Here is a 24,479-nt window from a genome sequence, read left to right on the forward strand (position 1 = left end):
GATCTTAGCGGCATGCCCATGAAAAAACCCCCGAACCGGGGTGGTGCGGGGGTTTTCTGCCAAGACGCTCCAGGCGCCTCAGGTGCGAGGTTCAGGCTTGCTTGCGACGGCGTGCGTAGCACAGACCAGCCAGCGCGAGGCCAACCAAGGCCAGCGAACCTGGCTCGGGCACTTCGCCGACCGGGATGCCGCCCACGCCACTGAAGCCGAAGATGAAGGTTGCTGGGGAGCCCGTGATTTCTCCACCGCGCGATGACTGACCGAACGAGTAGAGCTCGATGTCTGCAGCGGCCACTGCGGCCAGTGCATCGGCCTCGTTGCCTGCGGCGCCGTAGAAGACTTCGAAGGTGTAGCTTTCGCCATCTTCCAGCGTGCCGAAGTTGAACCGGAAGTAAGCGCCATGATCATCGATCCCGTTGTCGGTGAAATCAACATCGACAGTGGCTGGGTCGCGCGCGCCAAAGTCGATCAGTGGGTTCGCGGTGTTGAATCCGTTGTTGTGTGATTTCTCGAGCAGCGTGGTCGTGGCCGTGCCCTTGATGGTGACGTATTCATCGAACTCCGTGGGAGGAATGTCCCAGTCCATCACGCGAACGTACTTCACATCATTCACGGCGGCGCCGGTGTTGTTGGTGATCGTCACCGTGTTCTGGAACAGCGCACTGGTGGCACCCGACACGGCATACGCCTGGGTCACGGTCAGGCCAGACAGGCTGGTCAGGGACGCCATGGTCGTCACGGTGGTGGTGCTGACACCCGTGGCGGCGCCAAAAGTCAGGTTGGTGGCGCCACCGTCGGTGGACACGTTGGCGTAGCCGCTCGTGGTGCCGTTCACCGACACGCCCCAACCTTCGCAAAAGCAGCCGGGGGAAGTCGAGTCACGCCAGTCGGAGGCTGTAGGGCTGCCAAAGTTGTAGGCAAGGCCCGTTGCGCTTGAGTTCGAGACGATGTTGCCCGTCGTCGTGTTCAACGAGCCATCGTCGTTCACGCCCAGCGCCACCGTTGCGTTGGCGGGAACGGCGTTGTTGTAGATGACGGTGCCAGCATGTGCCGCGCCCGCCGCGATGCTGCCAATGGCCAGAATGGCCGCGGCAACGGAGGAGTTGATGAGTTTCATGGGAACGTCCTTTTAGCTATACATACGGCGGTATTGCCCCGTCGGATCACCTGATAGCAAAGGTTGGGCCAGCTTTTGAAGCCAAGCAAAATCAATGACTTGTAATGATTTTTGGCAACTTGCCCTTCCGGGCTGTAAAGCCGTTCGACATACATACCTGGGTATCAGGCGAACTCGATCACAGTGCCGGGAACGAACGCTCAGCGCCAGCCAGGCGCCTTTTTCAACACGAAGTTCATCACCGGCTCGCCCGCAGGCCGGCCTTCGGCGGGGCGGCGGATGCCGCGCAGTTCCTGGCCGCAGCCGGAGGCAGTCACGTTGCCTTCCCACACGGCGTCCATGTTCACGCCATCGGCCGATTCGTCGAGGTTGAATTCGCCGCTGGTCACATCGCCTGAGACCAGGGCCTGTCGATCGTTGCCGGGGGTGGAGCGCTTGAGGCTGCCTCGCACACTGCCCGGGTACTCGGGGTGGCGTTCGAACAGGAGCGCGCCGGTGGAGGCTGGCGCGGCTTCGCTGCCGCTGGTCTGTGGCCACAGCACAAGCTGCCACAGACCGTAGAGCTGGGCCGGCGCCATGTCGGCGGGCGAGGTGCAGCCCACCGCCGGGGTTTGGGCCGTGGCAGGCAGGCTGATGGCGAGCGCCATAGCGGCTGTTGCGAGCCCGTGGTGCCGACGTGTCTTCATGGAGCGATGTCGGCCGCCTTTTGCGCGGCCTGGTCGGTGGCTCGCTGGGCGAACTCGGCGCGCAGGGCGCGCAGTTTCTCGCGCGGGTCTTCTTTGGTGGTGGCCTGGTCCAGCGCCATTTCCTTGATGAAGCGGCTGGCCTGGCCCGGGATGCTCTCGCGGCCCTTCTTGCGCCGCTTGAGCCAGCTCACCGCGAGCGTGCGTTGCGCGCGCGTGATGCCCACGTACATGAGGCGGCGCTCTTCCTGCAGGCGCTGCGCCATGCTCTCGGCGGCGGCGTCGCTCTGGCCGGGCTCCTCGTCCATCTTGAACGGCAGCAGGCCTTCGTTCACACCGACCAGCATCACGTGCGGCCACTCCAGGCCTTTCGATGCGTGCAAGGTGGAGAGCGTCACCACGTTCTGGTCCTTCTCGCGTTCTGAGAGCGTGGAAAGCAGCGCAATCGTCTGTACGACTTCCATCAGGCTCTTGCGTTCACTCTCCACCTGCACGCCGGCTTCGTCCTCGATCTGGCCTCCGCAGCGCCCGGCGACCCAGTCGCAGAAGTCCATCACGTTGGTCCAGCGGGCTGCAGCCACCTTCTCGTTGTCCTCGCTGTCGTACAGGTGCTTCTCGTACGCGATGTCCTTGAGCCATTCGGTGAGGAAGGCTCGCGCGGCCTCGTGACCCACCGTGTGCTTGGCGCGGTATTCCAACTCGTTCACCGCACGGCCGAATTCGTGCAGCGTGGCCACGGCGCGCGCGGGCAGGGCGCTGCTCAGCGAGTTTGAGAACAGCGCCTCGAACAGACTGAGCTTGTATTGGGTGGCGAAGGTGCCCAGCGCCTGCAGCGTGGTGTGGCCGATGCCGCGCTTGGGTGTGGTGGCCGAGCGCAGGAAGGCCGGGTCGTCGTCGTTGTTGACCAACAGGCGCAGCCAAGCGCACAGGTCGCGGATCTCGGCCTTGTCGAAAAAGCTTTGCCCGCCCGAGACCTTGTAGGGAATCTGCGCGCGGCGCAGCGACTGCTCGAACGAGCGCGCCATGTGGTTGGCGCGGTAGAGGATGGCAAAGTCGCGAAACTCCTTGTGCTGCGAGTTCGAACGCAGGCTCTGGATGCGTGCCACGGCTCGCTCTGCCTCATGCTCTTCGTTGTCGGCGTCCACCACTCGCACCGGTTCGCCTTCGCCCAGGTCGCTCCACAGCGTCTTGGGAAACAGCTTGGGGTTGGGGCCGATCACGTTGTTGGCCGCGCGCAGGATGGCGCTGGTGGAGCGGTAGTTCTGTTCCAGCTTGATGACCTTGAGCTCGGGGTAGTCCTGCGGCAGGCGCTTGAGGTTGTCCAGCGTGGCGCCGCGCCAGCCGTAGATGGACTGGTCGTCGTCGCCCACCGCGGTGAAGCGCGCGCGCTCACCCACCAGCAGCTTGAGCAGCTCGTATTGCGTGGCGTTGGTGTCCTGGTACTCGTCCACCAGAACGTGGCCCATTTTCTTCTGCCAGCGCTCGCGCACATCGAGGTGCTCGGTGAGCAGCTTGAGCGGCAGCGAGATCAGATCGTCGAAGTCCACGCTCTGGTAGGCCGTCAGGCGCTCTTCGTAGCGGCCCATGATGGTCGCGGTCACGCGCTCGTTCTCGTCCTTGGCCTGCGCGAGCGCCTGCGACGAATTCAGGCCTGCGCTCTTGAGCGCGCTGATGGCCCACTGCCAGCCGCGCGCGGTGGCCGCGTCGGTGGTGCCGCCGCAGTCCTTCAGCAGGCTGGTGATGTCGTCGGTGTCGAGGATGGAGAACTGCTTCTTCAGTCCCAGCGCCGCGCCGTCTTCTCGCAGCAGGCGCACGCCCAGCGCGTGGAAGGTGCAGATCAGCACCTTCTTTGCGTCACGCCCCACCAGTTGCTTGGCGCGTTCGCGCATCTCGGCGGCGGCCTTGTTGGTGAAGGTGATGGCGGCGATGCGATCGGCCGCCAGGCCGGCCTGAATGAGCCGGCCGATCTTGTGCGTGATCACGCGTGTCTTGCCCGAGCCGGCACCCGCGAGCACCAGGCATGGCCCCCCCAGGTGGTTCACGGCTTCAAGCTGGGCAAGGTTCAGGCCGTTGGACATGGAAAAGGGGACGGTGAGCGCATCGAAAACAGAGCGGTGAATCATACCGGCAGGGGTTGGGGCCGCATGGGAAGCCTCGCCTGACACAATGGCGCCCGTGCTCAATATCCTGCTCGTCACATTTCCGTTTTTTGCGCTGGTGCTGGCCGGCTTCGTGGCTGCCCGCCGCAAGATGCTGCCGTTGGAGGCCATCCCGGGGCTCAACGGATTCGTGTTGTTCTTCGCATTGCCTTGTTTGCTGTACCGATTCGGTTCCACCACGCCGATCGCTGAATTGCTCGACCCCTCGGTCGTGGGTGTCTACCTGCTGTGCGCCTTGGTGATGGTGGCGTTCGCGGTGGCCATGACCTTGAACACACGCATCCGCTGGAACGACGCTTCGCTCGGCGCCTTGGTGGCGGCCTTCCCCAACACCGGCTTCATGGGTGTTCCGTTGTTGGCCGCGCTGCTGGGCGCGCAGGTGGCCGGCACGGTGATCGTGACCATGCTGGTCGACATGGTGATCACCAGTTCGCTGTGCATTGCGCTTTCGCGCCTGGACGAGGGCGAAGGGCATGGTGGGCAGGCCATGCTGGACGCGGGCAAGAAGGCCTTGCGCGGTGTGCTGGCCAATCCGATGCCCTGGTCCATCATCCTGGGCGCGGTGGCCTCTGCTTACGCGTTCACCTTGCCCAAACCGGTCGAGCAGACCGTCTGGCTGCTGGCCGATGCAGCCTCGCCGGTGGCGCTGTTCACCATCGGCGCGGTGCTGGCACGCGCGCAGATGCAGTCCAGCCACCCGATGCCGCTGTCGGATTACCTGCCGGTGGCGCTGATGAAACTGGTTCTGCACCCGCTGCTGGTGCTCGCGGTGGGGTCGGCGGCGATCCAGCTCGGCGTGCCGCTTTCGCCGGCCGCGCTCACGGTGATGGTGCTGGTGGCGGCTTTGCCGAGCGCGAGCAACGTCTCGTTGCTGGCCGAACGCTTCGGCGCGGACAACGGGCGCATCGCCCGCATCATCCTGGTGACGACCGCCGCAGCCTTCTTCACGTTTTCGGGCGCCGTGTCGTTGATGACCTGAAGCGTTGGGCTTCAGTTTTTCGGCGCAGGGGCCGATACACAGTGAAACCCGCGGCTCGATGATCGGTTGAAGGCCTCAGCCGGCGACGCGTACGGAGAACACCATGATTCTGGCCCCTTTGCCCCACAACGAGAAGCAGCGCCTGCAGGCCCTGCGAGAGCTTCTGATCCTGGACACACCACCCGAGGAGCGCTTCGATCGCATTTCGGCGTTTGCCGCGAAGGAGTTCGACGTTCCGATGGCCTTGGTCTCGCTGGTGGATCGGGATCGACAGTGGTTCAAGTCGAGTTTCGGCATGGACTTGTGCGAGACCTCGCGTGACATCTCGTTTTGTGGCCATGCGGTCAACATGTCCGAGACGCTGGTGGTGCACGATGCTTTGAAAGACCCGCGTTTTGAAGACAACCCCATGGTGATCGGGGAGCCGTATGTGCGGTTCTACGCCGGGGCCTTGCTGCGCCTGCCGTATGGCCAGATCGTCGGTACCTTTTGCATCATGGACCGACGTCCACGGGTGTTCGACAAGCTGGATGTGGCGATCCTGGGAGGGCTGCGCGACCTGGTGGTGGAAGAGATGTTTCGCCGCGAGGAGGCTTTGACGTGAGCGCGGCCGGTGCCCCGTCCATCCATGTTTTGCTGATCGAGCCCGACGGACTCGTGCGAAGCACCGTGGCTTCCGTGTGTCGAGAGCTGGAGATCGTGCGCATGCACCAGGCGACCAGCCTGGTGATGGGCGAACAGTGGTTGCGAACCTGGGAGGCCGACGGGTTGATGTTGTCCCTGGCCGATCCGGATGCGGCTCTGGAACTCCTGGGCCGTCTGCGCGCCGGAGACTTCCGTTGCGAAGCCGGCATTCCGGTGGCGGTGATGGCGCCGGCGTGCGACGCAGCCATGTTGAAGCGGCTGAAGGAGCTGGAGGTCCGCCGCTTCTTGCTGCAGCCTTTCAAGTTGCGCGACGTGGTCCAGACGGTCGAGCAGCTGTGGCCCGCCGAGGAAAAGATCGACGCCTGAAGGGGTGCCTCAGATCACCAGCGGATCCACATCCACCGCAAAGCGGATCAACCCCCGCGTCTCGGGCAGACCGCGGCTCTCCAGCAGCACCGGCTGCCATGCGGCCAGAAAGCGCTGCAGCGCGCCGCGCGAGGCGGCTTCCACCAGCAACTGGGCACGTTCCACATTGGCCACGCGCTGGATGGTGAGTGGCACCGCCGGGTAGAGGGTGACGTCGTCGAAATGCGGCAAACCCACGGCCGCCTTCGCCGCCGCGTTGAGGTAGGCCTGGGCAGCCTGCTGGGTGCGCGCGTCGGCGCGCAGCAGCGCCTGGTGTCCGTAGGGCGGCATGCCGGCGCTCAATCGTTCGGCCAACTGGGTGGTGGCGAACGCGGGAAAGTCGTGTTGCTTGAGCGAGGCGAACAGCGGGTGCTGCGGGTACCAGGTCTGCACCCACATTTCACTCGCCGCACTCTGGGCCGCGTCGCGCCCGGCGCGCCCGGCCGCCTGCATGAGCAGCGCAAACAGGCGCTCGGGCGCCCGATAGTCGCTGGCGAACAGGCCCGAGTCGGCGTTGATGCTGGCCACCAGGGTGATGCGCCGGAAGTCGTGACCCTTGGCGATCATCTGCGTGCCCACCAGCACGTCGACTTCGCCACTGTGCATGGTGGCCAGCTGCATCTCCAGGCTGCCCTTGAGGCGGGTTGAGTCGGCGTCCATGCGCGCAACGCGCGCGGGCCCGCCGTCGGGGCGTTTCACGTCGGCCAGCAACCCGGCGAGCTGTTCTTCGACCTGTTCGGTGCCGCGGCCCACGGGCGCGATGTCGAGGTTGCCGCAGTCGGGGCAAGCGCGCGGCACGCGTTCGGTGAAGCCGCAATGGTGGCAGCGCAGTGTGCGGTCGAGCTTGTGGAACACACGAAAGGCGCTGCAGTGCGCGCACTGGCTCTTCCAGCCGCAGTCGTGGCAGGCCAGCACCGGGGCATAGCCGCGCCGGTTCAGCAGCACCAGGCACTGCTCACCACGCCCGATGCGCTCGGCCATCGCAGCAATCAGGGGCGGGGCCAGCACGGCGCCCTTGGGCTGGTGGTTCATGTCGACCAACCGCAGGCGTGGCAGTGCGCCGCCGCCGATACGCGCCGGCATGGCCAGCCGCAGATAGCGGCCCTGGTCGGCCGCGTGCCAGCTCTCCAGCGACGGCGTGGCCGAGCCGAGCACCACCTGGCAGCGCTCATCCGCTGCCAGTGCCTCCGACTCCACCTTGCCCCGGTACACCGCCAGATCGCGCGCCGAGTAACGCGCGCCTTCCTGGCTCTTGTAGCTGGGGTCGTGCTCCTCGTCGACCACGATCAAACGCAGCCCGGGCAGGCTGGCCAGAACGGCCATGCGCGTGCCCAGCACGATGCGCGCCTGCCCCGTGTGGGCCGCAAGCCAGCTGGACAGGCGCTGCGCCGGCGTCATGCCGCTGTGCAGGCACACCACCGCGCCTGCGCCGCACAGGGGCTCGAAGCGTTCGCGAAAACGCGCTTCCAGCTGCGGTGTGAGGTTGATCTCCGGCACCATCACCAGCACTTGAGCGTCGGCATGGGCCTGCAGCGCGCGCTGCGTGGCCTGCAGGTAGACCTCGGTCTTGCCGCTGCCGGTGGCGCCAAACAGCAGCACGGGCGCCGCCGCCAATGCCAGGGCGTCCAGTGCCAGGCGCTGTTCGTCGCTGAGGTCGTGGCCATCCGCCACATCGCCTGCCGGGAGGCTCCCGCCCACGCCCGCCTTCGACCGGCGCTTGAGCCGGCGCGCCAGTTGCACGTTGCTCAGGTCGCGCAGCTGCGGTGGCAGCGCGGCGAGCGCCACCTCGCCCAGGCTGCGCTGGTAGTACTGGGCGGCAAATTTCACCAACTGGCGCCAGCGCTCGTTGAGCGGCGGCAGGCCTTCAAGCATGCCGGCCACCGCTTTGGTCTGCGCTTCGGTCAGTCCCTCGGGCGAGGTGGTCGGGCAGTCCCACACCACACCGAGCACCTCGCGGGCGCCCAGCGGCACCCGCACCAGCGTGCCGGGAGCGAGCGGCAACTCACTTCGGTAGGTCAGGCTGGCGCCCACCCCGCTGTGGGCGGGGGTGGCCACCACGACGCTGGGCCAGAAAGCCATGGTTAGCGGTTCTTCCTCAGTTGAACTGTCGGAATGCGGCGTAAGTCGTTGATTTGGCTCAGCATCGGGACATATCCAGATTTTCTGTGGATAACTTTGTTGATAGATTCATTTTCCGACGCCGCAGCCCTTGAGAATCAAGGCTTTGCTTAAACTGCCTTCAAAAAAAGCAGATTGCAAAATCTATATGAATCAACAACTTGCAAGAGAATCCACCGTGAGGAACGGCTTGCATGGGTGTTCGGGGTTCATGGCGCACCGCAGCAAAAATTTTGTGCATAAGTAAAGCTTGTCAAGTGCGTTTTTCGGCATGTTTTGTGTTAATGGCCGGCATTGCGCCGGGGTCATGACGGTTTCATGACGCCTTTCGGCCTACCTGAAATCCTTCGGGCGTTCGCCGTATCCCGCGCCAAAACTGCGGTTGAGGCTCTGAAAACCGGAGCAACAACCGGAGCGCTTGTCCGCCATGGACCGGCTCAGCCGGCCGCGCGCAGGCGCTTCGAATGGGTGTGCACCGCGTCCACCAGGGTCGACACGTGCTCTGGAGGCGTGTACTGACTGATGCCGTGGCCCAGGTTGAAGATGTGGGTGGCGCCGGTGCCCGGGCCTTGGTGGGGCGGGCCGAAGCTCTCCAGCACGCGCGCCACTTCGGCGTCGATCTGCCCGGGCTGCGCAAACAGCACGTTGGGATCGATGTTGCCCTGCAGGGCTTTGCCGTCCGGGCCTTCGCCCACTTGCGCGCGGGCTTTGGCCAGATTCACGGTCCAGTCCAGGCCGAGTGCGTGGCAGTCCAGGGTCTTCATGTCGTCGAGCCAGAGGCCACCACCCTTGGTGAAGACGATGCGCGGAATCACCACGCCGTCGTGTTCGCGCTTGAGCTGGGCCAGCACGCGCTTGGTGTAGGCCAGGCTGAATTGCTGGAAGTTGCCGTCGGCCAGCACGCCGCCCCAGCTGTCGAACACCATCACGGCCTGCGCGCCGGCGTCGATCTGCGCGTTCAGGTAGACCGCCACCGAATCCGCGTTGATGGCCAGGATGCGGTGCATCAGGTCCGGGCGGCTGTACATCAGCGTCTTGACCGCGCGGTAGTCATCGGAACCACCTCCCTCGACCATGTAGCAGGCCAGCGTCCAGGGGCTGCCCGAGAAACCGATCAACGGCACGCGGCCGTTCAAGGCCTTGCGGATGGACGTGACGGCGTCGAACACATAGCGCAGTTTGTCCATGTCGGGCACGGCCAGCGAATCCACGTCGGCCTCGGTGCGCACCGTCTTCGCGAACTTCGGGCCTTCGCCCAGCGCGAACGACAGGCCCAGGCCCATGGCGTCGGGCACCGTGAGGATGTCACTGAACAGGATGGCCGCGTCCAGCGCGTAGCGCTCCAGTGGCTGCAGCGTCACTTCGGTGGCGTGGTCCACATTCGTGGCCAGTCCCATGAAGCTGCCGGCCTTGGCGCGCGTGGCGCGGTATTCGGGCAGGTAGCGCCCGGCCTGGCGCATGAGCCACACCGGCGTGTGATCGGTGGACTGGCGCAGGCAGGCGCGAAGGAAGCTGTCGTTCTGCAGAGGAGCAAAGGGCATGGGGTGACGGTGTCGGGAATAGTGGCAGGGGTAAGGGGATTATCCCGGTCTCAGGAAACCGTGCCGGAGCGCGACCCGCACTGCAAGACGCGACACCCACCCAGAGACACCGCGGGCCCGGCTCCACCGGCCCCAGGTGTCGCCCCACTCCCAGGGGGGGGCGCCGAAGGCGACGCGGGGGGTACGGCGTTTACGCCGTCTGGTACTTCACGCTACAGCCGTAGGCGCGGCTCGTGGCCACGCTCACCGGTTTGCCGGCCTGAATCTCCGCCATGGCCTGGCGCACATAGTTGGTGGCCTTGGGGATATCGTCCACCCGGGCCGAGGCGATGCTGTCGATGCCGCCGGCATACACCAGCACGCCCTGCGCGTTGACGATGTACATGTGTGGCGTGACACGCGCCGCATAGGCCTGGCCCACCTTGCCGTCCTCGTCCATCAGGGCGGCGGTGGGGCTGTCTTTCTGCTCGGTCATCCAGCGGCCGAGTTGGGCGGGCGCCATGTAGTCGCTGCTGTCGTCGCGCGTGGAGTTGATGGCCAGCCAGATGGCACCCTGACCCGTGACTTCTTTTTGCAGGGCCTGCATGTTGCCCTGGTAGTGCTTCTTCACGAACGGGCAGTCCGGGTTGTTCCACTCCAGCACCACCGGCTTGCCCTTGAACTGCGACAGTTTCACCGGCTTGCCGGTGGTGTCCATCAGGGTGAAGTCGGGCGCGGCCTGGCCCACGCTGGCGGCCCGGGCGGTGGCGGGCAGCAGGCTGGCAAAGGGTGTGAGCGCGGTCAGGGCAATGATGGGGCGGCGTTGCATGGCGATGTCTCCTGAAGACGTGTCAATGACGGACGAAACGACGACCGCGCAGGTTCAAAGCCTGGACAATGCCGCTCGGACCTCCTCCACGCTCAGCACTTCGGACAGCACCTGCGGTGCTTGTCCGTTCTTGTAGATCGCATACACCGGCACGCCGTTGCGGCCCAATGTGGCCAGCGCGGCGGTCACCGCCGGGTCGCGGCGCGTCCAGTCGGCACGCAGCAGCGCCACGTTTTTGCCGGCGATGTCGCCGAGCACCGCCGCATCGGCCAGCGTGGTGCGCTTGTTGTACTGGCAGGTCACGCACCAGGCGGCGGTGAAATCGACGAACACCGGGCGGCCCGACGCCACCAGGGTGGCTTGCGCCTCGGGGCTCCAGGTTTGCCAGCTCACGCCATCTTGTGCGGTCGCCACGGCTTGGCCGGGCGCGGACTCCTGCAGGCGTGTGACGTTGGGCCCGATCACCCAGCCCAACCAGGCCAGACCGGCGAGGGACAGACCGGCGAGGGCCGTGCGGCTCCTGCCGCGCAGGCCGAGTGACCAGACCAGCAGGGCCAGCACGACCAGCAGCATGAGCAGCCCGGCCGCGCCGTCGATGCCGCTTTGCTGGCCCAGCACCCACAGCAGCCAGACCACGGTGGCAAACATCGGGAAGGCCATGCCGCGGCGGAAGGTGTCCATCCAGACGCCAGGGCGAGGCAGGGCGCGCGCCACCGCCGGAATCCAGCTGGCGGCGAGGTACGGCAGCGCCATGCCCAGGCCCAACACCGCAAACACGGCCAGCGCCTGCGCAGCGGGCAGGCCGATGGCCAGGCCCAGCGAGGCGCCCATGAACGGCGCAGTGCACGGCGAGGCGATGGCCGTGGCCAGCACGCCGGTGAGGAAGGCGTCCACCGTGGGGTTCCTGGCCTGCAGGCTGGCCAGGCGGCTGGGCAGCACGTTGCCGACCTCGAACAGACCGGCCAGGTTCAGGCCGATCAGGGTGAACAGCACGGCCAGACCCGCCACCACGGCCGGGCTTTGCAGCTGGAATCCCCAGCCCAGCTGCTCGCCTGCGGCGCGCAGGCCCAGCAGCAAGGCGCCCAGCGCGGTGAACGAGAGCACCACGCCCGCGGTGTAAGCCAGTCCGTGGGCGCGGTGGGCATGGCGGTCGTTGGCGTGTTTCGCGAAAGCCATGACCTTGATCGCCAGCACCGGGAACACGCAGGGCATGAGGTTGAGGATCAGGCCGCCGAGCAGCGCGCCCAGCAAGGCCGCGCCCAAGGTGAGCGCGGTGGCGCTGTTCACCGGCGCGGCGGCGCGCGCGGCGTTGGCGTCCAGCGCGGCCTGCAGCGCGTCGGGCACGGCGGCCGGCAGGGGAGCCGGTGCGGGCCAGGCGCCCTGCACCGGCACCTCCAGGCGGACACCAGCGGCACCCGGCCCCTGGCCGGGCGGGTTGGCTTGGGCCACCACCAGCGCGAGTTGGGCCGGACTTTCACTGCGGTGCGGCGACAGCGGCACACGGGCGGTCCAGCGCGTGCCGTCCCAGGCCTGGGTCCAGGGGGCGCCGGGTTCGATCAGGCCGGTGGTTTCGGGATAAAACTCCAGCGTCTTGCCGCGCCAGGCGGCGGGCAGATTCGCCAGCGACACGTTGACGAAACCGGCTTCGGGCTGCAGCTGGCTGCCCGCAGCGGGTTGGTCTTTGGGCGCGGCCTGGAAGCTGGCCTCGAAGGCGGCACCGTTGCTCCCGGTCGAGCCTTGCACGGGGATGCGCAGCGCGAAGTTGCCCTCTTCCGGAATGCACTCCTTGCGGCAGACCAACCACGCGGCGTAGAGCTGCACGTCGATCGCGTCGCCTTTGAAGTCCGGGCTCACGGTCAGGGGCACCGGCAGCACCACGGTGCCGTCAAAGCCGTAGTTGGCCAGGTTGCCGATCGGGAACTTGCGTGGTGTGGGCCAGGCGATCTCGCCGGCGCTCACACCGGGCGGCAGCGTCCAGCGCAGTTCGGTGGGCAGGCCGGAATCACCCGAATTCTTCCAGTAGGTGTGCCATTCGGGGGCGTGTGTGAGCTGCAGGCCGACCCAGACGGGTTGGCCCGGTCCGGCGCCGTCCGGCGCATGCGCCACCAGTTCGGCACGCGCCTGGTCGCTCTTCACCACCGTCACGCTGGCCGCGCTGCCTCCGAGCAAACCCTGCGCGGCCACACCCCAGGGCAGGGTGGCGGCGAGCAGCCAGGCGCCCAGCAGGCGCAGGGCGGCGGAGATTCTGAATTCGGTGGGGAACTGCATCGGGATCGGGTGTGGACAAGAGGCGGCGAACGGTGTGAGCGGCCGGGCTCGCCCAAGTTCCTCGGACTGCCGTGCGCGGCGGCTTTTGAATATAAGTCACCGCTGTTTTTCTGTCTTGTCGACTGTGCGTGAGCCCCGGGCTCTTCACAGCTTCTGCTCAATTGGGTACAACCCGGATCACAAGCTGGGTCAGGCCCGCATGGAGGTGTGCATGGGATCGATCGTCGAACGCGCGCTGCTGCCTTGGGCGCAACGCATGAAAACCCGGGTGAACCTGCCGGTTCGCCTGAGTTGGGGTGAGCGCGGCGCCTCCTCGCTTTCGCTGGGCGATTTTGAACAACCGCAGGTGGAGATCCGCGTGCGCGATGCCTCCGCCCTGCCGCTGCTGATCGACCCGGGGCTGGACACACTCGGCCAGGCCTATGTGGAAGGGCTGATCGACGTGGAAGGCTCGGTGCCGGACATCCTGGCTGTGGCGCACGGTCTGGCCGAACACGCGCAACCCGAGGGTGGGCTGCTCGGCCGGCTGCGCCGGCGCTTCGGCCACACGCGCGAGAGCGACAGCGAGGCCATCCAGTACCACTACGACGTGTCCAATGACTTCTATGCTCAGTGGCTGGGCGAAGGCATGGTGTATTCGTGTGGGTATTTCGAGCGAGGCGACGAAACGCTGGACCAGGCGCAGATCCAGAAGATCGATCACATCCTGAACAAGATCCGCCTGCAACCGGGTCAGCGTCTGCTCGACATCGGCTGTGGCTGGGGTGCGCTGGTGCTGCGCGCGGCAGAGAAGTTCGGCGCGCAGTGCGTGGGTGTCACGCTGTCGCAGAACCAGTTCGATCTGGCGCGTGAGCGTGTGCGCGCGGCCGGGCTTCAGGACCGCATCGACATCCGTCTGCAGGATTACCGCGACGTGCAGGACGGACCTTTCGACCGCATCACCAGCGTGGGCATGTTCGAGCACGTGGGCCTGGACCATCTCGTGCCGTACTTCACCCGCATCCGCTCGTTGCTCAAGCCCGACGGCTGGGCCATGAACCACGGCATCACCAGCACCGATGCATACGACGGCGAAACGCGCCATGGAGGCGGCCATTTCATCGACCGCTACGTGTTCCCGCGCGGCGAGGTGCCGCACATCAGCACCGTCTTGCGTACCCTGCAGGAGGGCGGACTGGAAGCCTTCGATGTGGAAAACCTGCGCCGCCATTACATGCGCACCACGCAGCTCTGGAGCGAGGCCTTCGAGGCGAACACGGCGCGGATCAAGCCGCTGGTGGACGAGAAACGCTGGCGCATCTGGCGCATCTACCTGGCCGGATGTGCCTGGGCGTTCGAGCACGATGAGGTGGCGATCTACCAAGTGCTGTGTCGCGCGGCCGGGCAGCCGGCCACCGAGTTGCCCTGGTCGCGTCACTGGATGTATGCCGATCGTAAGATCGGCACATGACAAGCCCCCTGCGCCACTGGTCCGACCTCACCACCGCCGACTTTGACTTGCTGGACAAGGCGCGCGCCATGGCCGTGCTGCCCGTGGCCGCGATCGAGCAGCACGGCCCGCACCTGCCTCTGTCGGTGGACACCGACATCGCCAACGGCGTGGTCGCCGCGAGCATCCCGCACATCGCGCCGGATCTGCCCGCGCTGTTCTTGCCCACGCAAGCCGTGGGCTACTCGCCCGAACACACGCGCTTCGCCGGCACGCTCACGCTGAAAGCCGAAACGGTGCTGCGCCTGTGGACCGAGATCGGCGAGTGCGTGGCGGCCAGCGGCGTGAAGAAGCTGGTGCTCTTCAACGCGCACGGTGGGCAGGTGGGCCTGATGGATGTGGTGGCGCGCGACCTGCGCGCCCGGCTGGGCATGCTGGTCTACAGCGTGAACTGGTTCCATCTGCCGCTGCTGGATGAGGCCGGCCGCGACTTGAATGCGATGTTCAGCAACGAGGAACACCGTTTCGGCATCCACGCCGGGGAGATTGAAACCTCGCTGATGCTGGCGCTCTCACAGGACAGGGTCCGCATGCAACACGCCGCCAACTTCGCGTCGAAGTCACAGGACCGCGCCGGTCAATTCAGCATCCTGGGCAACGGCAAGAGCGCCAAGCTGGGCTGGCAGATGCAGGACTACAACGCCCATGGCGCGGTGGGCAATGCGACCTCGGCGACGGCCGAGAAGGGTCGCGCGGTGTTGGCGGCGGCGGGGCGTGCGCTGGCGCGCCTGTTGAGCGAGATCGACCAGTTGCCCGAGGACACCCTGACTGATCGCACCGCGTACCCACCCGCCACATAACGCAGCCGATCCGCCGCCGGGCCGCCCCAAGGCGGATCAGCCCTCACGGGGGGGCAGCGGACCTCGCGCAGCGGGGGAACGTGGGGGCAACAGACTTCAGGCGTAGGTGATCCAGGACTTGAAGTCCTGATGATCGAGGTGCGGCAGCGTGTTGTAGGACAGCAGCGTGTGCCGCTTGGGGTTGAACTGGAATTCGGTCACCGCACTGTTGCGGATGCGCAGGTTCAGCTCGATCGTGGCCTCCGGACTCAGGCCCAGCACCTGGCCCACGGCGGTGGAGATCGGCCCGCCGCTGGACACCAGCAACACGTTCTGCCCGTGGTGTTTCGCCCGCACGTGGTCCAGCGCGCTGGTGACGCCGTGCACAAAATCGATGTAGCTGGGCATGCCCTGCGGGCTCACGGTGCCCGCCATCCACTGGGTGAGTCCATCGCGCAGCAGTCGGAAATGGTGACGGTAGAGCTCGGGCGCTTCTTCGGCCGAACGCGGCTTCTCCAGTGGATGCGGGTGGATTGCGCGAATCACGGCTTCGCTGTCGTACTCGTTGAGGCCTGGCCAGGCCAGGGCCTCTTCGCTCAGCTTCGCTCCCTCGGCGATGCCGGCCCAGGTCTGGGCGTGGCGCTTGAGCGTGCCAGTGATGACGGCATCGAAGACCACGCCGCGTTCGGCCCAGTACTCCCCCAGCCGGCGGCTCTGTCGGTGGCCCATCTCGCTGAGCTGGTCGTAGTCGTCCGCGCCAAACGAGGCCTGGCCGTGGCGCACAAGGTAGAGCGTTCCCATGACGGGCATTCTGGGTCCGCGCCTCAGTGGTGCTTTGTCCCGACAGCGACTGCGGGTGCCTGCGGAGTCGCGGAGGCGTCTGTCCAGCAAGGATTGCCGACCGTTGCGCCGAACACCGGGGCCTTTGGGGTGTTTATCCAGACGATGACCCGGGCGCGCTGTGCTTCAATAAATGCAATGTTGGCCTTGCTCCCCTCCCATGACTCTTGACCTGCCGACCCTGCTGGCCTTGCGGGTGGGCGTCGACTTTCTGATTGCACTGGCCTTCTGGGCCCAGATGCGTCGTTATCCCGCCATCGGTGGCCCGGGGTGGTGGTCGCTGTCTGCCGTGCTGGGCATCCTGGGCTCGCTGATGCTGTGGTCGCGCGATGCCTTGCCCGATGCGGTGAGCTTTCCCGTGGGCAACACCGCGCTGATGGTCAGTGCCTTGTGCGGCTGGCTCGGGTTCCGGAGCTATGTCGGCACGTCTCGACCGCTGCTGCCCATCCTCGCCGGCACCCTGGCGTTCTTCTGTGTGACGCTCTTCTTCCTGATCGAGTGGGAACTGCACGTAGCTCGACAAACGGTGTTCACCACGTCGATGCTGATGATTGTGGTCTGCTCGTACCTCGAAATCCGGCGCGCCGACCCGCGGCGCCGCGTGCCCGAGATGCAAGCGCTCAAGGCGCTCACAGTGCTTGAGTTCTGCGGCGTGGTGAGCTTTGCCGTCAGCTTGCAGGTGCTCGGCATGTCTCAGGACGCCATGGCGCCGTCGTTCATCTTCTTCTTCCTGCTCACGAAACTGCTGCGGGTGGTGTTGTATGGCGCGCTGGTGTCCTACCGCCTGCGCATGGACGGCGACAAGGCGCGCCAGGGCCTCCAGCAGCGGGAGGCCGATTCACGCGCCCTGATCGACAACCTCAGCGCGGGCGTGATGGTGTTTCGGCCCGATCACACCTTGTCCAGCATCAACACCGCCGCCCGGCGCTTCCTGGGTTGGAGCGAAGGGGGTGCGAACCGTGCCTTGGCCGAACCTTCGGCGGACGGCTGGCAGATGCTTCGAGAGGACGGCCAGCCGATGCGCCGGCACGAAATGCCGTTCGAGCGCGTTCTCGCCACGGGCCAGCCGGTGCGCAGCGTGGTGATCGGCATGCCACAGGCGGCCGGCGAGGGCGTGCACTGGGCGCTGTGCAATGCCTACCCCGAGAACAACGCGCAGGGTGGATTGCGCCATGTGGTTCTGACCTTCATCGACATCACCTCGCTGAAGAACGCGCAGGCCCAGCAAAAGCACCTGCAGTCGCAGCTCGCGCAGTCCCAGAAGATGGAAGCGCTGGGCACGCTGGCCGGGGGCGTGGCGCACGACTTCAACAACATCCTGGCCGCCATCCTGGGCAACGCCGATCTGGCGCGACAGGACTTGCCGCCCGACGCCGCCTCGTGCGAGAGCCTGCACGAGATCAGCACCGCCGCGCGCCGCGGGCGCGAACTGGTGCGCCAGATCCTGGCGTTCAGCCGCCAGCAGCCGGTACAGCGCATGCGGGTCAACGTGTGCACCATCCTGGCAGAGTCCTGCACCCTGTTGCGCGGGGTCATGCCACCCCAGGTGGAGCTGGTGCAATCGTGCGCGCCCGACAACTTGTCCATCGAGGCCGACGCGACCCAGATCGGCCAGGTGCTCGTCAACCTGTGCACCAACGCCATTCATGCGCTGGACGGTCAGCCCGGTCGCATCGAATGCCGCATCGACGGCCTGGCCAACACCTCCTCATTGTTGCCCGCAGAGCTCGCCCAGACCTGCGCCCGACTCGATGTGGGCGCCGTGCGTTTGCGCGTGACGGACAACGGCAGCGGCATGACCGAGGCCGTGCGCAACCGGATATTCGAGCCCTTCTTCACCACCAAGGCGGTGGGCCAGGGCACGGGTCTGGGCCTGCCGGTCGTGCTGGGCATCGTGCAGGTGCACGGAGGCGCGATCGAGGTCGACACCCACCCCGGTGGGGGCACCACGTTCACCCTGTTTTTTCCCGCTGCCCCTGGCGAGCCCGAATGCCAGGGTGAAACCACCCCTGCCCTGAGGTCGCTCGAACCCGTCACAATGGGTTTCGAACCGCCTTTATCCCCAACCGTATCCAGCACCACATCTGACCTCGCCATGGCCGACGACCCTTCCGTGGTTCCACCTCACATCCTCTACCTGGACGACGACGATACGTTGGTGTTTCTCGTGCGCCGCCTGCTTGAGCGCCGGGGCTACCGCGTCACGGCGTTCACCTCGCAGACACAGGCCATCGACGCGGTGCGGGCCTCGCCCACGGGTTTTCAATTGCTGCTGACCGACTTCAACATGCCCGGCATGTCGGGTCTGGAAGTGGCCAAGGCGGTGTTGGAGATCAACCCGCAACTGCCCGTGGCCGTGGCCTCGGGCTACATCACCGACGAACTGCAGGCCGAATCCAGGGCCGCCGGGGTGCGCGAGGTGGTGTTCAAGACCGACGCGGTCGAGGCCTTCTGTGAAGTGGTGGCGCGGTTGGTTCGCTCAGAACCCGTTTGACGCTTTGAGGACGGTGGCCAGCGTCGCGCTGTCCACATTGCCACCACACAGGGTGGTGCCCACCACCTGTCCTTTGAGCGCAGCGCGCTCCTGCCAAGCTGCCGCAAAGCTGGCAGCGCCCGCGCCTTCGGCCACGTTGTGCGTGTCGGCAAACAACATGCGCATGGCCTCGGCCACCTCGGTGTCGCTCACCTGCACGATGTGATCGAGGTGCGGTGCGAGCACGTCGAGCGCGGCCTGGTCAGCCACGCGGCAGGCCATGCCGTCGGCCAGCACGGTGGTCACGGGCGAGGCCACCACGCGACCCGCAGCCAACGAGTCGGCGTAGGTCGTGGCGTGGGCGCTGATCACGCCCACGATGCGCACCGGGTGGCGCAGCGCGAGCTTGGCGGCGATGGCCGAACACGCGCCCGAACCCTGGCCCACCGGCACATAGACCACGTCCATCTGCGGCACGGCGCGAAAGAACTCCCACCAGGCGGTGCTCACACCGCGCAGCAGGTCGGCGTGAAAACTCGGCACCATGTGCGCGCTGCGCTCGGCGGCGAGTGCGATGGCGTGTTCCCTGCTTTCCTGGAAGTCCTCGCCATGTTCGATCAGCGTCGCGCCCAGGGCGCGCATGGCGGCATTCTTCTCCACCGAGTTGCCGCGCGGCACGACGATGGTGCAGGCCACGTCGTGCATGCGCGCCGCCCAGCCGATGCTCTGGCCGTGGTTGCCGCGCGTGGCGCTCATCACCTCACGCGGCAGTTCGCCGCGCTGCTTGAGTTGGTCGAAGTAGGTGAGGCCGCCGCGGATCTTGAATGCACCCACCGGCGTGTGGTTCTCGTGCTTGACCCAGCAATGGGTGCCCAGGCGCGCGCTCAGCGTGGCCCAGCGGTACTGCGGCGTGGCCTGGAACGAGCGGTAGACCACCTCGGCGGCGGCTTCGATGTCGGCCAGGCAGGGCAGGTTGGCGTTCATGGAGGTGACATCAGGGTGAGGCGGCCACAGGCCGGGGTGTCGAGTTCAGCGGTGAGGCCGGCGGGGCCCTCGTGGCCTTCCATCACGCTCATCCCCTCCAGGCCCAGCGCCTGAAGCGCCGCGCGCAGACCAGCCGCACCCGCGTGCCGCAGGCGCAACTGGCGAAGCGTGATGCCGCTGGGCGGCATGTGTTGGGTGGGGTGCGCCGAGCCCCACTGGATGAGCGTGGGCAACACGCCGTTGAACAGCCGCTGGCCGTCGTCACGCACGCTGATGCGCCACTTCAGCAGGCCGTGGGCTGTCTGGCGCGAGGCGCTGACCACCGGCCCGCGCTGGATGCCGATGGCCTGCAAGGCCACCAGCGACGCGTCGATGTCGGGCACGCTGGCCACCCAGTGCACCAGCTGCGGGCCGTCGTGCGCCAGCCGGGTCTGCAGGGCCGGGTCGTCCAGATCGAACCAGCGCCTGAGTCCGCTGGCGCGCGTGGGCGTGGCCTTCGGGTCGATGGCGATGATCTCCAGGTACGGTGCCTTGTCGCTGCCATCGTCCAGCTTGAGCAGCCGGTTGTGCGTGCCGAACAAGGGGTGTTCACCGCCGGGGCCGGGCGGCATGCCCAGCGCGGCTTCGCACCAGCTCACGCCGTCCTCGATGGTGCGAGCGGCCACCACCAGGTGGTCGATGCGGGGCGTCACACCGTGACCTGACCGCTGATGCAGGTGACAGAAGCGCCGCCGACCCAGATGGTGCCGTCGACATCGCGCTCGATGTACACGCGCCCGGCGCGGCCCATCGCCGTGCCTTGCGCGGCCACGTAACGATCGGGCGCCAGACCCGCGCCAATGAGCCACTGCGCCACCGCCGCGTTCAGGCTGCCGGTGACCGGGTCTTCGCTCAGTGCATTGACAGTGTGGAAGAAGGCGCGCACCTCGAACGCCGTGTCCGCGCCCGCGGGCTGCGGCGCGACCACGCCGACGTCCAGCCCGGCGAGCATGCTGGCGTTCGGCTTCAGGGCCAGCACCTGCGCGGCCGTGCGCAGCATCACGCCGCGCCAGGGCGGGCCGTTTTCGCACCACGCGTGCGCCACGACGTCGTCGCGCGCCAGGCCCAGGCCACGCGCGATCAGCGCCACGTCGGCTTCATCCAGCGGGCCGCTGCGGCGCAAGGGCGGCGCCGCAAAAGCCAGCCGAACTTGGCCCCCACGCTCCGCCGCTTCGCGGGTCGCTGCCCCCCGAGGGGGCTGATCCGGCTTGGGGCGGCCCGGCGCCGGATCGATGTGCCCGTCGCGCCTGATCGGCACGAGGCCCACGCCGCATTCCTGCACCACGTGTTCACCGCGCGGTTGTCCACCGGCCTGCAACCACGCGTGGCAGGTGCCCAGCGTGGGGTGGCCGGCGAACGGCAGTTCGCGCCCCGGGCAGAAGATGCGAACGCGGTAGTCGGCTCCATTCGCCAATCCTTCGTTCGTGGGGGGCAGCACGAAAGTGCATTCCGAGAGGTTGGTCCAGTCGGTGAAGCGCTGCATGGCTTCGGTGCTCAGGCCGCTGCCGTCGAGCACCACGGCCAGCGGGTTGCCGAAATACGGCGTGTCGGTGAACACGTCGACTTGTTGAAATGCGCGTTGCGTCATGGGGGGTTCCGGTTCAGGACAAAGGCAGGTCGAGCACACCCCGGCTTGCGGGCAGGGCCAGCCAGCCGGCGTACCAGCGTTCGAGGTGGGGCCAGGCGGGGCGCGGCTGCGGCAGGCCCCACCAGCGGTGCACTTCGCAGGCGATCGGGATGTCGGCCATGGTGAGCGCATCGCCCGCCATGAAAGCCTGGCGCGACAGGTGTTCGTCGAGCATCGCAAACAGCGGTTCGGTGGCTGCGACGGATTGCGCGATCACCTCGGCGTTGCGCTGTTCGGGTGCGGTGCGTATCCATTGTTTGAAGCCCGGGCTGCCCGCCGGGTTGAGCGTGGTCTGTTGCCAGTCCATCCAGCGCTCGGCGTTGAAGCGTTGGTGCAGGTCTGATGGGTAGAGATTGCCCTCGCGTGCACAGAGGTAGCGCACGATGGCATTCGATTCCCACAGCGTGAAGTCGCCGTCCCTCAGCAGCGGTACCAAGCCATTGGGGTTGTTCGCGCGGTAGTCGGGGGTGTTCACCACGCCGTGGGTGAGCCCCGCGTCGGTTCGCGGCAGGTCGATCTTGAGCACCTGCGCGCACAGAACGACCTTGCGCACGTTGATCGAACTCCGGCGGCCCCACAGGTGCAGCATGCTCAGGCCCCTTGTTGCTCGCGGATGGCTTTGGCCAGCGCCCCGATGCCGACCGCGATCTGCTCGACGCTGGCCGTGACGAAGCTCAGGCGCAGGGTGCGTGGGTCGGCGTGATCGGCGTAGAAGGCGCTGCCGGGCACGAAGGCCACACCGTGCTCCACCGCCCGGGGCAACAACTCCACAGCGTTCATGCCCTCGGGCAAACGCACCCAGAGGAACATACCGCCGTCGGGCTCGTTCCATTGCACGTCCAAGCCCGTCATCTCGGCATCCAGCGCGGCCAGCATCGCCTGGCACTGGCGCTTGTAGAGCGCGCGGATGGTCGGCACATGACGATCCAGAAAACCGTCCTTGAGCACCTCGGCCACCACGCGCTGGTTGAAGCTGGGGCTGTGCAGGTCGGCCGCCTGTTTGGCCTGCAGCAGCTTGGGGTAGATGCTCGCGGGCGCCACCATGAAACCCAGCCGCAGACCGGGGGCGAGGATCTTGGAGAACGAGCCCAGATAGATGCAGCCCTCGGGGTTGAGCGCGGTCAGCGGCGTGGGCGGAGCCTGATCGAACCACAGGTCGCCGTAGGGGTTGTCTTCCACCAGCGGCAGGCCCACGCGTGCCGCTGCGGCGACGAGTGCCTGGCGCCGGGCCAGGCCCATGCTGCGGCCGGTCGGGTTCTGGAAGTTGGGCAACACATAGAGAAAACGCGGTGCGGCCTGCGGGCTGCTGGCCGGGTCAAGGTCGAGCGTGAGGAGGCGGCGACGCTCCATGCTCTCGGGCTGGTCGTCGCCAGCGCCCAATTGCTGCAGCAGCGCATCCACATCCACGCCTTCGGCGTCGCTGGCCACGCCTTCGATCTGCGGCTCCATGGGCGCGAACGCCTGCAGGGCGCCCAGGTAGGTGGGTGTTTCCACCAGCACGCGGCTGCCGCTGTCGATCAGCACCTTGGCCACCAGGTCCAGGCCTTGCTGGCTGCCGGTGGTGATGAGCACCTGGGCCGGGTCCACCGCCCAGGGCAGGCTGGCCGCGACCCACTCGCGCAGCGGGCCGTAGCCCTCGCTGGCGGCGTACTGCAGCGCGCTGCGGCCGTCCTCGCGCAGCACGTGGTCGCAGGCTTCACGCATGGCCTCGATGGGGAAGGTGTCGGGCGAGGGCAGGCCGCCGGCGAAGCTGATGATGCCCGGGCGCTCGGTGAGCTTGAGCAGCTCGCGAATGACCGACGGGTTCATGCGCTCGGCGCGGCGCGCCAGTGTCCAGGGCGTGGCTGTGGCCGGGGTGGTGGGCAGGTCGTTGGGCTTCATGGCTTTTCTCCGTTCTATTCCGTTCAATTCCGTTTGTTGGGCGCTGTGGCGTGTACCGGCATTCTCTTGCCAATGAAGACGGTGGCGATCACAGCCGCGGCAAAACCCAGCGTGACCGCGTCCAGCCGCTCGCCCAGCAGCGGCACCGCAAACAGCATGCCCAGGAAGGGCTGCACCAGCTGCACCTGGCTCACGCGCACCGTGCCGCCGAGCGCCAGGCCACGGTACCAGGCAAAAAAACCAAGCCACATCGAAAACACGGCGGTGTAGGCGAAGCCCCACCAGGCCGAGGCTTGCACCGCGGCCTGCGGGCGGGTGAACGCGGCCAGGGGCAGGGTGACCGGCAGCGCGATCACCAGCGCCCAGCAGATCACGTGCTCGGCGCGCATGTGTTGCGACAGGCGCGCACCAAAACCGTAGCCCACGGCGGCGCACAGCATGGCCGCGAGCAGCAGTGCGTCGGCCGGGTGGATGGACAGGCCCGCGCTGCCCGAACGCAGCACCGCAAAGCCCACCACGAGCGCGCTGCCCAGCGCCGCGCACACCCAGAAGCCGGTGGATGGGCGCTGGCGGTGCAGCAGCGCGCCCACCGCCGCCGTGGCCAGCGGCAGCACGCCGACGATGACGCTGGCGTGCACCGCTTCCACGTAACGCATGGCCACCGATGTGAAGAGCGGAAAGCCAAACACCACGCCGGCTGCGGTGATGGCCAAGGGCAGCAGGTCTGTGCGCCGAGGCAGGGGTGCGCGCGTGGCGACCAGGAGCGCAACGGACAGCAGTGCGGCGACGACCGCGCGGCCGAGCGCCACGAATATGCCCGACATCTGCGGCGCGTCCACCGTGCCCACGGCCAGCCGCGTCATGGGCAGCGTGAGCGCGAAGATGGTCACGCCCAGCAGGCCAAGCAGCAGGCCCTGGTTGGCGGGCTGGTCGATCCAGCGCGGGGTGGTGAGGGTTTGTGTGGTCATACCGTGAGCATCCAGAGGGCCGTGGCCACCAGCACAGCAGCCAGCACCCGGTTGAACCAGACCAGTCGCCGCCCTTGCGTGAGCCACTGGCGCAGCAGCGAGCCGGCCACTGCATAGGTGAAGTTGCTGATGAAGGCAAAGAACACCATCACTCCGCAGATGATGGCCAGACGTTCACCCGGATTGCTGGCGGGTTGCCCGCTGGCGTTGACGACCCAGCCTGCGGTGAGCGTGAGCGCCAGCATCCAGGCCTTGATATTGAGGAACTGCAGGCCCACCCCTTGCAGGAACGTGACGTTGAGGCGCGACGCGTCCACGTCGGACAGCTTGGCCGCACCCGCCAGCTTCCAGGCCAGCCACAGCATGTACACCACGCCCAGCAGCTTCACGCCCCAGCGCAGCGCGGGCACGCCCATCACCAGCGCGCCCAGCCCAAGGCCGCAGGCCAGCATGAGCAGCGTCCAGCCGGTGGGCACGGCGAAGCAAAAGCGCAGCGCGCGCCGCAGACCGAGGTTGGCCGCGAGTGCGGTGGACAGCGTGGTGTTCGGCCCAGGCGAAAAACTCATCGCTGTGCAGAACAGGAGCAGGGCAGTCAACTCGGTGGCGCTCATGGAGAGAGGGGTGTGGAACTTGTCGGTTCGGGAAGATCAATGTAATCTTTGCGCCAATACACAAC

21 protein-coding genes are annotated in these 24,479 nt (G+C 66.9%); 6 read left to right on the top strand and 15 right to left on the bottom strand.

The window, feature by feature from the left end:
- Positions 1 to 91 precede the first annotated feature (91 nt).
- The 3 genes from ASE11_RS05340 to ASE11_RS05350 form a co-directional block, all read right to left on the bottom strand.
- The gene (locus tag ASE11_RS05340; RefSeq protein WP_056267475.1) at positions 92 to 1,117 is read right to left on the bottom strand and encodes a PEP-CTERM sorting domain-containing protein; all 1,026 of its coding nucleotides are present in this window, start codon (positions 1,115 to 1,117) and stop codon (positions 92 to 94) included.
- Between the two features lie 200 nt (positions 1,118 to 1,317).
- Positions 1,318 to 1,803 (bottom strand): hypothetical protein, encoded by a 486-nt coding sequence (locus ASE11_RS05345; protein WP_156406246.1) that lies wholly within the window; start codon positions 1,801 to 1,803, stop codon positions 1,318 to 1,320.
- On the bottom strand, positions 1,800 to 3,878 hold the full coding sequence (locus ASE11_RS05350) for an ATP-dependent helicase (protein ID WP_056268191.1): 2,079 nt from the start codon (positions 3,876 to 3,878) through the stop codon (positions 1,800 to 1,802). Before ASE11_RS05350 ends, ASE11_RS05345 begins: the two co-directional genes overlap by 4 nt.
- Before the next feature lie 97 nt (positions 3,879 to 3,975).
- Here ASE11_RS05350 and ASE11_RS05355 point away from each other — a divergent pair, with 97 nt between their 5' ends.
- From ASE11_RS05355 to ASE11_RS05365, 3 genes are all read left to right on the top strand, one after another.
- Positions 3,976 to 4,938 carry an AEC family transporter gene (locus ASE11_RS05355; protein WP_056268194.1) on the top strand — a complete coding sequence of 321 codons (963 nt, stop codon included), beginning with the start codon at positions 3,976 to 3,978 and terminating at the stop codon, positions 4,936 to 4,938.
- A 103-nt stretch (positions 4,939 to 5,041) separates the two neighbouring features.
- A complete protein-coding gene (locus ASE11_RS05360; protein WP_056267481.1) occupies positions 5,042 to 5,542 on the top strand; it encodes a GAF domain-containing protein in 501 nt (166 codons plus the stop codon).
- Positions 5,539 to 5,949: a hypothetical protein gene (locus ASE11_RS05365; protein ID WP_056267486.1), complete on the top strand. Its 411-nt coding sequence runs from the start codon at positions 5,539 to 5,541 to the stop codon at positions 5,947 to 5,949. Before ASE11_RS05360 ends, ASE11_RS05365 begins: the two co-directional genes overlap by 4 nt.
- Positions 5,950 to 5,958: 9 nt before the next feature.
- On the opposite strand, the gene priA is transcribed toward ASE11_RS05365, so the two are convergent.
- The 4 genes from priA to ASE11_RS05385 form a co-directional block, all read right to left on the bottom strand.
- Entirely contained in the window at positions 5,959 to 8,067 is a 2,109-nt protein-coding gene (gene priA, locus ASE11_RS05370) for a primosomal protein N' (RefSeq protein WP_056267489.1), read from the bottom strand.
- 476 nt (positions 8,068 to 8,543) lie between these two features.
- Positions 8,544 to 9,647 (bottom strand): uroporphyrinogen decarboxylase, encoded by a 1,104-nt coding sequence (gene hemE, locus ASE11_RS05375; RefSeq protein WP_056267494.1) that lies wholly within the window; start codon positions 9,645 to 9,647, stop codon positions 8,544 to 8,546.
- Between the two features lie 190 nt (positions 9,648 to 9,837).
- On the bottom strand, positions 9,838 to 10,455 hold the full coding sequence (locus tag ASE11_RS05380; protein WP_056267499.1) for a thioredoxin family protein: 618 nt from the start codon (positions 10,453 to 10,455) through the stop codon (positions 9,838 to 9,840).
- A gap of 54 nt (positions 10,456 to 10,509) precedes the next feature.
- Positions 10,510 to 12,723: a protein-disulfide reductase DsbD family protein gene (locus tag ASE11_RS05385; protein WP_056267502.1), complete on the bottom strand. Its 2,214-nt coding sequence runs from the start codon at positions 12,721 to 12,723 to the stop codon at positions 10,510 to 10,512.
- Positions 12,724 to 12,934: 211 nt separating this feature from the next.
- Here ASE11_RS05385 and ASE11_RS05390 point away from each other — a divergent pair, with 211 nt between their 5' ends.
- Together ASE11_RS05390 and ASE11_RS05395 are read left to right on the top strand one after the other, a co-directional pair.
- Positions 12,935 to 14,173: an SAM-dependent methyltransferase gene (locus ASE11_RS05390; RefSeq protein WP_056268197.1), complete on the top strand. Its 1,239-nt coding sequence runs from the start codon at positions 12,935 to 12,937 to the stop codon at positions 14,171 to 14,173.
- Positions 14,170 to 15,012, top strand: a complete 843-nt coding sequence (locus tag ASE11_RS05395) for a creatininase family protein (RefSeq protein ID WP_056267505.1) — start codon at positions 14,170 to 14,172, stop codon at positions 15,010 to 15,012. The genes ASE11_RS05390 and ASE11_RS05395 overlap by 4 nt, the downstream gene beginning before the upstream one ends.
- A gap of 96 nt (positions 15,013 to 15,108) precedes the next feature.
- On the opposite strand, the gene ASE11_RS05400 is transcribed toward ASE11_RS05395, so the two are convergent.
- A complete protein-coding gene (locus tag ASE11_RS05400; protein ID WP_056268200.1) occupies positions 15,109 to 15,792 on the bottom strand; it encodes a histidine phosphatase family protein in 684 nt (227 codons plus the stop codon).
- 199 nt (positions 15,793 to 15,991) lie between these two features.
- Between ASE11_RS05400 and ASE11_RS05405 the strand changes: the two genes are divergently transcribed.
- Positions 15,992 to 18,325, top strand: coding sequence for an ATP-binding protein (locus ASE11_RS05405; RefSeq protein WP_056267508.1), 2,334 nt, complete (start codon positions 15,992 to 15,994; stop codon positions 18,323 to 18,325).
- Here the strand turns inward: ASE11_RS05405 and ASE11_RS05410 are convergent.
- The 7 genes from ASE11_RS05410 to ASE11_RS05440 are packed head-to-tail and all read right to left on the bottom strand — an operon-like array spanning position 18,311 to position 24,414.
- On the bottom strand, positions 18,311 to 19,288 hold the full coding sequence (locus tag ASE11_RS05410) for a threonine dehydratase (RefSeq protein ID WP_056267513.1): 978 nt from the start codon (positions 19,286 to 19,288) through the stop codon (positions 18,311 to 18,313). The genes ASE11_RS05405 and ASE11_RS05410 overlap by 15 nt on opposite strands.
- On the bottom strand, positions 19,285 to 19,980 hold the full coding sequence (locus ASE11_RS05415) for a VOC family protein (protein ID WP_056267517.1): 696 nt from the start codon (positions 19,978 to 19,980) through the stop codon (positions 19,285 to 19,287). The genes ASE11_RS05410 and ASE11_RS05415 overlap by 4 nt, the downstream gene beginning before the upstream one ends.
- Positions 19,977 to 20,915 carry a PhzF family phenazine biosynthesis protein gene (locus tag ASE11_RS05420; protein WP_056267521.1) on the bottom strand — a complete coding sequence of 313 codons (939 nt, stop codon included), beginning with the start codon at positions 20,913 to 20,915 and terminating at the stop codon, positions 19,977 to 19,979. Before ASE11_RS05420 ends, ASE11_RS05415 begins: the two co-directional genes overlap by 4 nt.
- A 13-nt stretch (positions 20,916 to 20,928) precedes the next feature.
- On the bottom strand, positions 20,929 to 21,543 hold the full coding sequence (locus ASE11_RS05425; protein ID WP_056267526.1) for a glutathione S-transferase N-terminal domain-containing protein: 615 nt from the start codon (positions 21,541 to 21,543) through the stop codon (positions 20,929 to 20,931).
- A gap of 2 nt (positions 21,544 to 21,545) precedes the next feature.
- On the bottom strand, positions 21,546 to 22,835 hold the full coding sequence (locus tag ASE11_RS05430; protein ID WP_082585548.1) for a PLP-dependent aminotransferase family protein: 1,290 nt from the start codon (positions 22,833 to 22,835) through the stop codon (positions 21,546 to 21,548).
- Positions 22,836 to 22,858: 23 nt separating this feature from the next.
- Positions 22,859 to 23,803: a DMT family transporter gene (locus tag ASE11_RS05435; RefSeq protein ID WP_056267530.1), complete on the bottom strand. Its 945-nt coding sequence runs from the start codon at positions 23,801 to 23,803 to the stop codon at positions 22,859 to 22,861.
- Positions 23,800 to 24,414 carry a LysE family translocator gene (locus ASE11_RS05440; protein WP_056267534.1) on the bottom strand — a complete coding sequence of 205 codons (615 nt, stop codon included), beginning with the start codon at positions 24,412 to 24,414 and terminating at the stop codon, positions 23,800 to 23,802. Before ASE11_RS05440 ends, ASE11_RS05435 begins: the two co-directional genes overlap by 4 nt.
- Between the last annotated feature and the right edge of the window lie 65 nt (positions 24,415 to 24,479).

The sequence above is a fragment of the Hydrogenophaga sp. Root209 genome (assembly GCF_001428625.1).
Taxonomy (GTDB): domain Bacteria; phylum Pseudomonadota; class Gammaproteobacteria; order Burkholderiales; family Burkholderiaceae_C; genus Hydrogenophaga.

Bases quoted from the DNA above. Each gene is read 5' to 3' on its own strand.
- ASE11_RS05340 (WP_056267475.1), bottom strand. From the start codon at position 1,117: ATGAAACTCATCAACTCCTCCGTTGCCGCGGCCATTCTGGCCATTGGC.
- ASE11_RS05345 (WP_156406246.1), bottom strand. From the start codon at position 1,803: ATGAAGACACGTCGGCACCACGGGCTCGCAACAGCCGCTATGGCGCTC.
- ASE11_RS05350 (WP_056268191.1), bottom strand. From the start codon at position 3,878: ATGTCCAACGGCCTGAACCTTGCCCAGCTTGAAGCCGTGAACCACCTG.
- ASE11_RS05360 (WP_056267481.1), top strand. From the start codon at position 5,042: ATGATTCTGGCCCCTTTGCCCCACAACGAGAAGCAGCGCCTGCAGGCC.
- priA (WP_056267489.1), bottom strand. From the start codon at position 8,067: ATGGCTTTCTGGCCCAGCGTCGTGGTGGCCACCCCCGCCCACAGCGGG.
- hemE (WP_056267494.1), bottom strand. From the start codon at position 9,647: ATGCCCTTTGCTCCTCTGCAGAACGACAGCTTCCTTCGCGCCTGCCTG.
- ASE11_RS05380 (WP_056267499.1), bottom strand. From the start codon at position 10,455: ATGCAACGCCGCCCCATCATTGCCCTGACCGCGCTCACACCCTTTGCC.
- ASE11_RS05385 (WP_056267502.1), bottom strand. From the start codon at position 12,723: ATGCAGTTCCCCACCGAATTCAGAATCTCCGCCGCCCTGCGCCTGCTG.
- ASE11_RS05390 (WP_056268197.1), top strand. From the start codon at position 12,935: ATGGGATCGATCGTCGAACGCGCGCTGCTGCCTTGGGCGCAACGCATG.
- ASE11_RS05395 (WP_056267505.1), top strand. From the start codon at position 14,170: ATGACAAGCCCCCTGCGCCACTGGTCCGACCTCACCACCGCCGACTTT.
- ASE11_RS05400 (WP_056268200.1), bottom strand. From the start codon at position 15,792: ATGGGAACGCTCTACCTTGTGCGCCACGGCCAGGCCTCGTTTGGCGCG.
- ASE11_RS05405 (WP_056267508.1), top strand. From the start codon at position 15,992: ATGACTCTTGACCTGCCGACCCTGCTGGCCTTGCGGGTGGGCGTCGAC.
- ASE11_RS05410 (WP_056267513.1), bottom strand. From the start codon at position 19,288: ATGAACGCCAACCTGCCCTGCCTGGCCGACATCGAAGCCGCCGCCGAG.
- ASE11_RS05420 (WP_056267521.1), bottom strand. From the start codon at position 20,915: ATGACGCAACGCGCATTTCAACAAGTCGACGTGTTCACCGACACGCCG.
- ASE11_RS05425 (WP_056267526.1), bottom strand. From the start codon at position 21,543: ATGCTGCACCTGTGGGGCCGCCGGAGTTCGATCAACGTGCGCAAGGTC.
- ASE11_RS05430 (WP_082585548.1), bottom strand. From the start codon at position 22,835: ATGAAGCCCAACGACCTGCCCACCACCCCGGCCACAGCCACGCCCTGG.
- ASE11_RS05435 (WP_056267530.1), bottom strand. From the start codon at position 23,803: ATGACCACACAAACCCTCACCACCCCGCGCTGGATCGACCAGCCCGCC.
- ASE11_RS05440 (WP_056267534.1), bottom strand. From the start codon at position 24,414: ATGAGCGCCACCGAGTTGACTGCCCTGCTCCTGTTCTGCACAGCGATG.